This window comes from Bacillus sp. PK6-013 (assembly GCF_054161445.1).
The window spans coordinates 2123146-2135582 of record NZ_CP096417.1; the positions used below are offsets into that span (position 1 = coordinate 2123146).

The window sequence follows — 12437 nt, forward strand, 5'->3', positions numbered from 1 at the left end:
ACGAAAGGCGGAGAAATACGCAATGATCCGTTCCGAAGATAAAATTACGACTTCTCAGGCCATTATTGTCTTAGTCAGTTATATTATGGCTGCCGGGATTCTCACCTTGCCAAGAACCGCTGCAGAAGAAGCCGGTACGCCGGATGTATGGATTTCCGTCCTATTAGGCGGAATTATCACAATGGCAGCCGGAGTGGTGATGACAAAATTAAGCCAGGATTATCCCGGGCAAACATTTTTTCAATATGGGGGAAACATTGTCGGAAAGTGGCTCAGTATTGTGATCAGCCTGCTGTTTATTGAGCATTTTGTGATGATTGCGGCTTTTGAAGCAAGAATTATGGCAGAAGTCATCACCTTTTTTTTGCTGCAGCAAACACCGATTTGGGCGATCGTCATGTCGATGATGTGGGTCGGATTTTATTCGATAAAAGACGGTATGGGATCGCTTGCCCGTTTATTTGAAATCATTTTTCCGATTACAATCCTTTTCTTTTTAACCGTCGTATTTATGAGTTTTGGCATATTCGAACTGGATAACCTGCGGCCAGTCCTCGGGGAAGGCATCATGCCGGCATTAAAGGGGACAAAAGCGACAATGCTTTCATTTATCAGCGCAGAAGTGATGATGTTTCTTTTGGCGTTTATGAAAAAGCCGAAAGATGGTGTCAAAGTCGTTGTCATGGGAATCGGCATTGCGATACTCTTTTACTTAACGACGGTCGTATTCGTGATCGGAGGGCTGTCAGTCGACGGGGTAACCGCGTTGACATGGCCGACGCTTGATCTCATCCGCAGTTTTGAAATGCCCGGCTTAATATTTGAACGTTTTGAATCGCTGCTCCTTGTCATCTGGATTATGCAGTTGTTTGCGACTTTTTCCGTCTCATTTTACGCCGCATCGCTGGGGCTGTCGCAAATTTTCAAAAAAAAGAGCAGACCGATTATGTTCGGTCTGCTTCCGGTGATGTATGTTATCGCGATGACGCCCAAAAACCTCGATGGCGTTTTTTCTCTCGGCAACATGATCAGCTACATTGCGGTGGTTTTATTCGGCATTGTGCCGGTTCCGCTTTTATTGATTTCGAAAATGAGGAAAAAGAAACCTTTGCAAAGCTAGATGTTCAGCCCGCTTTGTTCACTTGCTTCTTAGCTCTCGGTTTCACCCTGTCATTCGGCATGAAAAACACGAGCAAAAAGGCGGCCGCTGCGGGGAAAATTGCCCAAGTAAACGTATGAACAATCGAATGTGAAAGCGCCTCGGTGATGTGATTTAAAATATCCGGTGGCATTGATGCCCGGGCACTAGACAAAATCTGGTTGGCATCATTCGGTGAGGCGAGATTTGAAGCGCCTGTGCTTTTAAACATATCTTCCATCTGTTCTGAAAATTGGTTTTTTTGAATCATGCCGAACATACTGGCGCCGATCGTCATGCCGAGAGAGCGCATAAAGTTGCTCGTAGAAGTCGCTGAGCCGCGCTGTTCCGGGCCGAAATGATGGATAGCCGCCATGCTTAATACAGAGAAAGAAAAACCGACTCCCAAGCCGACAACAATCATATAAATGGTTAATAATAAACGCGGAGTGTCAATGTTAAGCGTGCTTAATAAAGAAAACCCGCTGACGAGAACCAGTCCGGAGATGAGCATAATGTTCCGGTAGCTCATTTTTGTCGTTAAGAATCCGCCAAGCTGGGCTGATACGACAGAGCCGAGCATCATCGGCAAAAGAACAAGCCCGGAGTTTGTCGCAGAATCTCCGTAAACACCCTGAACAAAGATCGAAATCTGGATGGTAGCTGAAATAAATGTCCCGCCGTAAAATAAAGCGACAAGCGTGCTGCCGGCAAACAGCCGGTTTTTAAACATATGAAACGAAATGATCGGTTCACTGGCCTTACGTTCGATCATGAGGAAGCAAACCAATAAGACGGCTGCACTTCCGAAAAGTGTAAGGATGACATTCGAATCCCAGGCGTATTTCTCGCCGCCGAGCTCCAACGCAAACATGAGGCAGACGACCGCTCCTACGAGCGTGATCGCCCCTAGCCAATCAATGCGATGCTTTTCATGCTGTTTCGTTTCTTTGTAAAATAGAAGAATGAAAACAAAAGAAACCATACCGAGCGGCAGATTCATATAAAAAATCCAGTGCCAGCTGATGTAGTCAGTGACATAGGCGCCGATGAGCGGTCCGAAAATGCTCGAAAGGCCAAAAACAGCGCCGAAAAGTCCAGTGATCTTACCGCGTTTTTCCAGCGGGAAAATATCAAAAATGATGGTAAAAGCAATCGGAATGAGCGCGCCTCCGCCAATTCCTTGGATCGCGCGGTAAATGCTGAGCTGCTCAATGGTTGTAGCCGTTCCGCACAATGCTGATCCCGCCATGAACACGATGCTGCCAAAAAGAAAAAAACGTTTTCTTCCATACATATCCGACAGCTTGCCGAATATCGGCATGCCGGCCATTTCAGCGACCATAAAGGCAGATACAACCCAGACAAAGCTGTCGAGTCCGCCAAGATCGCCGACAATTGTTCCCATTGCCGTGACAACGATGGTATTGTCCATCGAAGCCATCAAAATAGCAAGCAAAAGCCCTGCTACAACAAATCCTAATTTTCGATTTTGAGTTTGTGACAAATCAATCTATTCTCCTTTAAATAAATTCGTTCTAAAGCAGCGTTTGGCATGGACGCTTCATCCTGTTATGATCATTTATATCAGGAAATAAATATCTTAGCTGCTAAGACATAATGATTTTATAGAAGGGTGTTACCGATGTCAAGAACAAATCATATTGAAGGAGAAGGGCTGCTCAACGAGCTGATACAGCAGTTGAGATTTCACAGCACCGCAACCATTTTTCTGCACGAGGCGATCGGCGAGAAAATCGGACTGAACGCCACGGATCATAAATGCCTTGAGATTATCGCGCGGGAAGGGAAAGTAACAGCGGGGGAGCTTGCCGCAAAAAGCGGGCTGACAACGGGAGCGATCACAGGCGTGATCGACCGCCTTGAGAAAACGGGCTATGTCAGACGCATCAGGGATTCGTCCGACAGAAGGCGTCTTTTAGTCGAGCTGATCCCGGAAAACATGGAGAAGATCTCTCATATCTTTCAAGACTTGGCGCAAGAATCTGCCGGATTTTTAAGCCGATATTCAGAGGGGGAACTGCAAACCATTATCAAATTTTTGAAAAACAGCACGGCGTTCGCCGCCGATTATGCCAAAACTTTAAAGAAGACAAAGTGACAAAAGACCGGTTTTGTTTCAACCGGTCTTTTGTACACGTTCATATTTTTTCAATTTGAACTCTTCCGGAAAAGAAAGTTGCTCCACCGCCCATATCAGCTAATCGATCAGGCGTCAGCGCATTGACGAGATAATGCTTCCCATCTGCATCCGCCCATAATCCTTGGCTGACGGCCACACCCGGAAGGACGTGTTCTCCGACCGCAGCGGGCAGGATACATGATCCGCGGTCATTCCAAACCTTCACCAAATCTCCGTTTTCGATGCCTTTTTCTTCGGCATCCTTTCTATTTAAGTGAAGTTTCGGCTCCTTTTCTAGTTTGATATGCTTTTCATTGTTTGAAAAGGTCGAATTTAAAAAATTATGATTCGGTCCGGGTACAAATAAAAACGGATACTTGTCAGTTTCAACAAGCGGGGTATGAGTCGGCAGGCCCGGATAGCCGTGCTGTTCCATCAGTTTTGAGTACAATTCAATTTTTCCGCTGGGCGTTGGCAGTTTATCAGGAAAAATCGTTTTCCGATTGGCTTTGACAAAATGCTTTTCAGTCAGGCTGTCGTAGTCAATGCCGTCGAGCCACGGATTATCAGGGTAGTCAAGCGCCTGTCTGATCATCTCTTCGTCGGAATCTTTCAGCGGTTCATCATCAAAGCCCAGCGCCTCAGCCAAAAGTCTGAATACTTCTGTATTTGACTTGCTCTCACCGTATTTTTCAATAACAGGCTGCTGAATTTGCGCATAATGGTGCCAATATGATGTATAGAAATCCGTATTTTCGAAAGCGGAAGAAGCCGGCAGGACGATATCGGCATACCGTGCCGTTTCCGTCAGGAATAAATCGTGAACAACCGTGAATAAATCTTCGCGCTCAAGCCCTTTCCTGACTTTGTTCGCCTCCGGCGCGACGACGGCCGGATTGCTGCTGTACACAAACAGCGAACGGATCGGAGGCTCGGTTTCTAGGAGAGCTTTGCCGAGCTGATTCATGTTGATGACTCTCGGCGTTCTGCCTTTTAGTAAATCGGGACGCTGCAAAGCTTTTGTATTATAGGCCAAAAATGCCGTGTTGCCTTTGATCGCTCCGCCTCCTTTTTTCGTCCATTGGCCCGTGATCGCGGGCAGGCACGCGATGGTGCGAACAATCATTCCTCCATTGTCATGATGCTGAAGACCGTTGCCGATCCGGATCAGGGAAGGGGAGGTGCGGCCGTACAAGCGGGCGAGCTCGATAATATCATTCCGGGATACGCCGGTGATTGCCTCTACAGTGGCGGGATCGTATTGCAGTACATGGCGACGGAGCTCTTCATGGCCGACTGTAAATTCTTTCAGAAATGGTTCATCAGCCAAATTTTCCTCGAATAAGACATGCATAATGCCAAGCGCAAGCGCGCTGTCCGTGCCGGGACGAATCGGAATAAACCAATCCGCCATCCGCCCGGTCTGATTTTTATGAACGTCGATCACAACGATTTTTGCACCGTTTTTCCGGGCTTTTTGAGCAATAGTGATTTGATGCATGTTGGTTGAGACTGCATTGATTCCCCAAAAGATAAACAGTTTTGTTTCCGTTGTATCTTCAGGGTCTGTGCCGATGCTTCCGCCCATCGTGTATTTATAGCCGACAGAACCGGCAGGAGTGCAAATCGCCCGGTCAAGCTGGCTCGACCCGAGGCGGTGAAAAAAGCGCCTGTCCATTCCTTCAGCCGTCAAATTCCCCATATTGCCGTAAAAGCTGTAGGGCAGAATGCTTTCGGGGCCTTCCTGTTCAATGAGCGACTGCCAGCGGGAGCGAATCGTTTCAATTGCTTCATCCCAGCTGATCGGTTCAAAAATCCCGTCACCTTTTGGACCCGTCCGTTTCAGCGGAGTTTTCAGCCGTTTGGGATCATAAATACGCTCCGTCATATTGCGGACTTTATTGCAAATATTGCCCTGTGTGACCGGATGGTCCGGGTCGCCTTGTATTTTAACGATTTTTCCGTCTTTTTTATGAACGAGCAGCCCGCATTGATCCGGGCAGTCGAGCGAACATACGGATTTGAAAATCCCTTCTTTTTGATCAACAAATGACTCCATGGAATCCGTTCCTTTCCGATAAAATGAATATGATTCTAGCATTATATCACAAAATCTCGTCAATTCTGAAAATAAGAGCCGAAAGAATCGCGGCAGAACAACGATAAAAAAGGATGCCCCTGGAAGGACATCCTTTAAGTTTTTGTTTATTCTTTATCAAAATCAGGCGCGACCGCTTTTTTAATAAATAAAGCGGTAAAGAAAGCGATACAGCATAAAGCAAGCGCAAACCAGTAGGCATGGTGAACACCGTGAGTCATCGCTTCATGCACGATTTGTGGGCTTGCGGCTTCTTGTCCGGCAAGATAGCTTTTCTGGCCTTGGCTCATGATGCTGACGAACACCGAAACACCGAGTGCGCCTGCAACAGGCTGAAGCGTGTTGGCGATTGCCGTTCCATGAGGATATAAATGTTTCGGCAATTCGTTTAATGCATTCGTCTGCGCAGGCATCATGATGGCTGAGATCGACAGCATCAAGATGATGTACACAATAATAAACGCCCAGACCGGCACCGAAGGATTGATCCTGCTGAAGAAAAACATCACGCCGACGAGAACGATCGTACCCGGAATGATGAGTTTTCTCGGCCCGAACTTATCGAATAAAGCGCCCATGGCCGGTGACATGAGACCGTTTAGCAAGGCCCCGGGCAAAAGTAAAAGCCCTGCTGCTTTGGCTGTAAAACCAAGCGGTCCTTGCAAATACATCGGCATCACGATTTCGGAAGCGAACATCGCCATAATGACAATCACAAATAGGCAGACCCCGCGCGTGTAATTTTTATAGGCGAACACACGCACATCGAGCAACGGTTGTTCAAGCTTCAGCTGACGAAGCACGAACAACACGATACTGATCAGGCTGACGATGATTACACCGATGATCAGAGGGGACTGAAACCCTTCCGGAGCCTCTCCGGCACTGCTGAATCCGTATACGATTCCGCCGATCCCGATGGTTGAGAGAACGATCGATAAAAAATCAGCCCGCGGGCGCGTCGCTTCTCCGACATTTTGCAAATACTTCACCGCAAACAAGATTGAAAATACTGCAAAAGGGATGACGATAATAAACAGCCAGCGCCAGCCGAGGATGTCAACAATGACGCCCGAAAGAGTGGGGCCGATCGCCGGAGCAAACATGATGACCAAACCGAACGTCCCCATGATTTTCCCGCGGACTTCAGGCCGATAAATGAGCAAGAGCGCGTTCATAATAATAGGGATCAAGAGACCTGTACCGACCGCCTGAATCATGCGCCCCGTCAAGAGCATCGGAAAATTCACTGCACAAGCGGCGATGATGGTTCCGACTAAAAAAATCGACATGACGCCGATAAACATCTGTCTTGTCGTGAACCATTGAATCAGTAAAGCGGAAATAGGCATTAAAACACCCATGACAAGCATAAATCCGGTTGCCAGCCATTGAACAGTCGGGGCATCAACGTGAAAGACTTCCATCAGCTCTGTTAATGCGATGTTCAACAGCGTTTCATTTAATATTGCAAAAAATGCACCAATCATGAAGGTGACTAATATTGCTTTGGAATTAAACTTTTTCTCCATATCAAACCTCCTGTAATACAATTTACCCAAAAACATGACGACAAATGATATGTAGGATTCCCAGATATCCGGAGTCCCAATTTGTTTCTTTCGTTTTTCATCTTATATAATAACGTGTCTCCACCGCCGTTCATTGTTTTTCTTCATGATTGGCAACTATATGAGTATACTCGGTTTCACCCATATTTACAATAAAATTGTCAGGTTCATCTTTTGAAGTTAACGTATGGATGATTATGAAAAGACAGGGAGGGAAGGACATAGATCATCTTTTCAGTCAAATCAGCCGATTATTACAGGTATAATTTACCTGTATTGCTGGCAGCTGTTCTGACTGAAGAAATTTATCTCCGGATCCTTTCCCTGATAGATACTAAATCTGAAGAGTTCTTTTAAATGCACTGTCGACTCCCGTATTTATTTGGGCAACAGACACCATTACAATATTTCGATATATCCCTCTGTGCCATGCACGCGAATTTGTTGCCCATCTTTTATCAGCCCAGTCGCATTCTCCACTCCGACGACTGCCGGCAGGCCATATTCGCGTGCGATCACTGCTCCGTGGGTCATCAATCCGCCGACTTCGGTGACCAGGCCTTTTATGGATACAAATAATGGTGTCCAGCCTGGGTCTGTAAAGGAGGTGACTAATATATCTCCATCTTCCAGATCGGCATTTTCCATGTTTAAAATGACACGTGCTCTTCCTTCTATCACTCCGGAAGAAACAGGCAGGCCTGCAATCGCATTAGGCGGCAAATTTTCTCGTTTGTACGCACTTGTAATGATTTCGCCATCAGACGTGATCACACGCGGTGGAGTTAGTTTTTCATATAATTTGTACTCGTCTTTCCGTTTGCTGATGATCTGGTTATCTATTTTTTTTGTGCGTGCGACTTCGTAAAGCTCTTCAAAAGTGAGGTAGTATATATCTTCTTTTTCATGAATAACGCCCGCTTGTACGAGTTGTTCGGCTTCTTTCAGCAATGCCTGCTTATATACGAAGTAGCGACTGACTATGCCGTATTTTGGATATTCCCGGTAGCCGATGAAATTCCGGATGAGATCGATCATTCGTTTTGTTTCTTTAGCTTTTTGTTCACCATCCGGCAATTGCTTCAATCGATCAATTAACTCTTGTTCTTTTTCCAAAGCAGCCCGCAGCCCTTGCTCAAACTTTCGATTGCCGGCGTTAGGCTCGAAGTTTTTGATATGACTAAGAATCATGGGGACAAGTGTAATTGGTTTTTCACTCCAGCGAGGTCTTGTAATATCAATTTCTCCGGGACACCGCATTCCGTATTTGCTGAGATAATCATAAATAGCGTCTTGAATTTCCTTTCCACCATCAAACTTAACCAGTTCATCGAGAAAGTTATCTTCTTTTGCATGCTGCAAATAATCAATCACTTCTGGATAAGGGCGAATCACATCCGCGACATCCATCAGCTCCAGACCCATTTCCGAAGTAATATTGCCCGGTACAGATTGAGAAAGGGTATCAGCGGCGTTTTTTTCGCCTAGCCACTTGTTCATGTTTTCATTGATCCATGTTGTCGCATTTATAGCAGCCATAAACACAGCCGTACTTTGCGGGTCAAATACGATCTTCTTTAATTGCTGGATATCTTCCAGTATAAAATCAAACAAGTCCGATCCCGATTTCGCTTGGATGTTTTGCTTTAACTCTTCGATCGATGTTTGATTGCGCTTCATCAAATCAGAAACGATTGTCGGATCGTTCTCGAATTGCACCGGCATATCTGTTTGACCGTTGCCCGGAATCGGTGCTGTTTGATCATTTGGCATCAATTTTATAAAATCTCGCTCGATTACGGTCATGAGTGCGTCTTTTGTAAGCGGATCTGCTCCCACGGTGTTTAATAAAGCTTCCCGGCCGGCACGTGTCGTCAGCCTAGGCGCAACATCAACAAACAATCTCCCGCCGGCTTTACGCATAGGTGCAGGAGTAATTAACAGATAAAAAGACAATCCCAACGGTTTAATGGGATCAGTCATCATTTGCTGATGACCAACAGATAGATAGACGTGATTTTCTTGATCATTCGCTTCAGGGATCGGGAATAAAGTCGTGATCGGCCGGCTCTGAACAATATAAAATGTATCATCAGCCAAACACCATTCGATATCTTGCGGCTGGCCGAAATGAGCTTCGATCTGTCTTCCGATACGTGCCAGCTGTAAAATTTGCCCATCAGTGAGTGCTTGAGACATCTGCTGATCAGGATCGATCTGCTTTGTCTCTGTTCCGCCTTGTGCTCGTCCATAAATCGCCAATTTCTTGGCCGCTATTCTCTTATCGGCGATTTGTCCGTTTTGCACTTTATAACAATCGGCAGAGACCAAGCCGGAGACCAGAGCTTCTCCAAGTCCAAAACCAGCATCGATTGAAAGCAGTTTCCGGTTGGAAGTCATCGGATCAGCGGTAAATAAAATCCCTGAAGCATGCGGGAAAACCATCTTTTGAATGATAACGGATAAATAAACTTGCCTGTGATCGAATCCATTCTGCATACGGTAGATGACCGCGCGCTCCGTAAACAGGGAAGCCCAGCATTTGCTGATATGCTGCAAGATCGCATCCTTGCCGATAACATTTAAATAGGTATCTTGTTGACCCGCAAAAGAAGCATGCGGCAAATCCTCGGCAGTCGCGCTAGAACGCACTGCATAAGCATGTTTCTCGCCAAATTGAGAGAGATAGTGAGCAACTGCTTTCACAACATCAGCAGGAATTTCTGCTTCCATAATGATTTGCCGAATCTTCCTGCTGATGTCACTAATTTGATCCCGATCCTCAACTTTTAGCATGGCCAGTTGAGCCAGCAACGCTTGGAACGTTTCGTTTCCCTTGACGGCTTTTTGAAATCCTGCTGTCGTGACGCAAAAGCCTTCTGGTACTTGTATTCCTTGAATTTTTGATAATTCCCCTAAATTTAACCCTTTTCCCCCGACAAGCAAAAGCTGTGTTTTTTCCATTTCATGAAAACCGAGAACGAAATGACTCATTCTGCATCTCTCCTTCGAAAAAAAATTTGACAAGAGCTTTCTGATATGGTAGACTTAAAATGTAAGATGGGATATCTATGACATTTAATTTTAAACGTGCGTGATCTGATTATATCATTGCGTCTGTTTTTATGCAATATTAAAAGAACCTGGTAAAACCATGGTTCTTTTTTTGTTTCTTCATGCAATCGAATATAACGATGGCCGATTTAATCCGGTCGGTTCGCGGAAGATGCCAGCTGCGCAGGCGGTTTATTCTTCGCAAGTCGTCATATTTGCAAAAACGTAGTTTATTTTCCTATAATTTAAACGTGTGATACATATAGAAAGGAAGTTTTTCATATGCAATCTTTACAAAACAAAACCGCTCTGATTACAGGAGGGGGAAGAGGGATCGGCCGCGCAACAGCGATTGCCCTTGCAAAAGAAGGCGTACATATCGGCCTTATCGGCCGTACAGCTGCGAATCTTGAAAAAGCAGCAGAGGAATTAAAGGCGTTCGGCGTAAAAGTATCTGTAGCCGCAGCTGACGTAAAGGATTTAACAGCTGTAGAACGTGCAGTCCAATCCGTAAAAGGAGAGCTTGGACAAATCGACATTCTCATTAACAATGCCGGGATCGGCGGGTTTGCAGGATTTCTTGAGCAATCCCCCGAGGAGTGGGAAAATATTGTCCAGGTGAATCTGATGGGAGTTTATAATGTAACACGCGCCGTTCTGCCTGAAATGATCGAAAGAAAAGCCGGCGATATTATTAATATTTCTTCTACAGCAGGCCAAAGAGGAGCAGCCGGGACAAGCGCCTACAGCGCGTCTAAGTTCGCGGTACTCGGACTGACCGAATCGCTGATGCAGGAAGTCAGAAAGCACAATATCCGCGTGAGTGCTCTTACACCGAGCACGGTTGCGACGGACTTGGCAATCGACTCCAAATTAACAGACGGCAATCCGGAACGCGTCATGCAGCCTGAAGATCTGGCGGAATACATGGTTGCCCAACTTAAACTGCATCCGCGCATTTTTATTAAATCAGCGGGCATGTGGTCTACAAACCCTTAAACAATCAGGAAAGGACAGGCTTGAAACAGCCTGTCCTTTTTTCGTGCTATTTTTGCGAAAGGCGTACGGGGAGATGACGGACGCCGAAGACAAACGGACTTTGAATCGCTTCAAGCTCCTCTGAGCTGTCCTTTTCCACGGATGCATGCCGCAGCAAGTAATCGAGTGCGACTTTCGCTTCAAGCCGGGCAAGGGGAGCACCGAGACAAAAGTGGATGCCGAAGCCGAAGCTCATATGAGGGTTTGATTTACGATCAAGCTTAAAGCTGTCAGGGTCGTCAAATTTCAGTTCGTCACGGTTCGCTGAAGCGACCCAGTTGATCACCGTGGAACCTTTTGCAATCCGCACGCCTTTGATGTCAAGGTCTTCAGCCGCCGTGCGGCCGATTGCTTGCACGGGCGGATAATACCGCAGTGTTTCTTCAACAAAAACAGGAACGAGGGACAAATCTTGCCTTACGGCTTCCTGTGTGGCTTTGTCTTCGGTGAGATAGCGGACGCTGTTTGCGATCAGGTTAGTTGTCGTTTCGTTGCCTGCGACCAAAAGAATGATGCAAAAATTCAGCAGTTCTTCTTCTGTCAGCGACTTGCCGTCAACTTCTGCCCGTAGCAAAAGCGAAATCAGGTCGTCTTTTGGCTCTTTTTTGCGCTGCTTGATAATGTTTTTAAAATAATCCGCCAAAAACCGATTGCCTTCTTCACGGCGTTTGTACATCTGTTCAGCGGCTTCAGCCGAGCGGTCTTCCGCACCTGCGACAAGGATGTCTGAATAATGTTTAAACATGAGGCGGTCTTCAGCCGGAACGCCCAAAAGTTCAGCAATGATAATGACGGGAAGGGGAGCAGCCAAGTCATCCACCACATCAAACAAATCCTTCTGTTTCGCTTCGTTAAATAAAAAAGCCGTCACTTCTTCGATATGCGGCTCAAGCTCTTTCACCGCTTTCGGCGTAAAAGCTTTATTAACGATGGCCCTCATTTTTGTGTGTTTCGGCGGGTCCATTGTTAATATGCTTTTTCCTTCCATATTACCGCCGCGTTTTGAAGAGAAAAGCTTCGGGTTTTTTAACACGAATTGAACGTCTTCATACGAAAAGATATCCCAGCATTTTCGCTCATCATCGTAACGCACAGGAGACGTCTTTCTGATCCGGTTATAAATCGGGAACGGAAACAGCCGGTCATTACTGGAGCTGATTTCTTTCATCGGAATCCAATTGGCATAGTGCTTGCTTGATTGAAGTGAATTTGAATTTGCCACGTCAACTCTCTCCTTTAACATGAATCGTTTATACATGATGAACCGGTTCAATCTTTACGTTATCACTATTTTTACAACGGTTTCAACGGACATATCATGAAAAAATTGTCAATTGGCCGAAAGTATCGGATCTAAAAAAGGAAAAAAGGCGAGGTATGCTCACAACACCGGGA

8 protein-coding genes are annotated in these 12437 nt (G+C 45.9%); 3 read left to right on the plus strand and 5 right to left on the minus strand.

All coding sequences use genetic code 11. From position 1 onward, the window contains the following. Positions 1 to 22: 22 nt before the first annotated feature. Entirely contained in the window at positions 23 to 1120 is a 1098-nt protein-coding gene (locus M1E03_RS10860; RefSeq protein WP_145624546.1) for a spore germination protein, read from the plus strand. Between the two features lie 4 nt (positions 1121 to 1124). Here M1E03_RS10860 and M1E03_RS10865 read toward each other — a convergent pair whose 3' ends face one another. Next, entirely contained in the window at positions 1125 to 2582 is a 1458-nt protein-coding gene (locus tag M1E03_RS10865; protein ID WP_458110801.1) for an MDR family MFS transporter, read from the minus strand. Positions 2583 to 2783: 201 nt separating this feature from the next. Between M1E03_RS10865 and M1E03_RS10870 the strand changes: the two genes are divergently transcribed. Further along, positions 2784 to 3260 carry a MarR family winged helix-turn-helix transcriptional regulator gene (locus tag M1E03_RS10870; protein WP_023855731.1) on the plus strand — a complete coding sequence of 159 codons (477 nt, stop codon included), beginning with the start codon at positions 2784 to 2786 and terminating at the stop codon, positions 3258 to 3260. 40 nt (positions 3261 to 3300) lie between these two features. On the opposite strand, the gene M1E03_RS10875 is transcribed toward M1E03_RS10870, so the two are convergent. The 3 genes from M1E03_RS10875 to ppsA all read right to left on the minus strand — a co-directional run bounded on the left by M1E03_RS10875 (position 3301) and on the right by ppsA (position 9944). Then, positions 3301 to 5340 (minus strand): molybdopterin-containing oxidoreductase family protein, encoded by a 2040-nt coding sequence (locus M1E03_RS10875; protein ID WP_458110783.1) that lies wholly within the window; start codon positions 5338 to 5340, stop codon positions 3301 to 3303. Positions 5341 to 5486: 146 nt separating this feature from the next. Further along, positions 5487 to 6911 carry an MDR family MFS transporter gene (locus tag M1E03_RS10880; protein ID WP_026579590.1) on the minus strand — a complete coding sequence of 475 codons (1425 nt, stop codon included), beginning with the start codon at positions 6909 to 6911 and terminating at the stop codon, positions 5487 to 5489. 438 nt (positions 6912 to 7349) lie between these two features. After that, positions 7350 to 9944, minus strand: a complete 2595-nt coding sequence (gene ppsA, locus M1E03_RS10885; RefSeq protein ID WP_048350721.1) for a phosphoenolpyruvate synthase — start codon at positions 9942 to 9944, stop codon at positions 7350 to 7352. A 342-nt stretch (positions 9945 to 10286) separates the two neighbouring features. Here ppsA and M1E03_RS10890 point away from each other — a divergent pair, with 342 nt between their 5' ends. Continuing rightward, complete coding sequence (locus M1E03_RS10890; protein WP_020451729.1) at positions 10287 to 11003, plus strand: 3-ketoacyl-ACP reductase; 717 nt, start codon at positions 10287 to 10289, stop codon at positions 11001 to 11003. A 46-nt stretch (positions 11004 to 11049) separates the two neighbouring features. Here M1E03_RS10890 and M1E03_RS10895 read toward each other — a convergent pair whose 3' ends face one another. Beyond that, positions 11050 to 12264, minus strand: a complete 1215-nt coding sequence (locus tag M1E03_RS10895; RefSeq protein ID WP_020451728.1) for a cytochrome P450 — start codon at positions 12262 to 12264, stop codon at positions 11050 to 11052. Positions 12265 to 12437: the final 173 nt, after the last annotated feature.

Bases quoted from the DNA above. Each gene is read 5' to 3' on its own strand.
- M1E03_RS10865 (WP_458110801.1), bottom strand. From the start codon at position 2,582: ATGGCTTCGATGGACAATACCATCGTTGTCACGGCAATGGGAACAATT.
- M1E03_RS10875 (WP_458110783.1), bottom strand. From the start codon at position 5,340: ATGGAGTCATTTGTTGATCAAAAAGAAGGGATTTTCAAATCCGTATGT.
- M1E03_RS10860 (WP_145624546.1), top strand. From the start codon at position 23: ATGATCCGTTCCGAAGATAAAATTACGACTTCTCAGGCCATTATTGTC.
- M1E03_RS10870 (WP_023855731.1), top strand. From the start codon at position 2,784: ATGTCAAGAACAAATCATATTGAAGGAGAAGGGCTGCTCAACGAGCTG.
- M1E03_RS10890 (WP_020451729.1), top strand. From the start codon at position 10,287: ATGCAATCTTTACAAAACAAAACCGCTCTGATTACAGGAGGGGGAAGA.
- ppsA (WP_048350721.1), bottom strand. From the start codon at position 9,944: ATGAGTCATTTCGTTCTCGGTTTTCATGAAATGGAAAAAACACAGCTT.
- M1E03_RS10880 (WP_026579590.1), bottom strand. From the start codon at position 6,911: ATGGAGAAAAAGTTTAATTCCAAAGCAATATTAGTCACCTTCATGATT.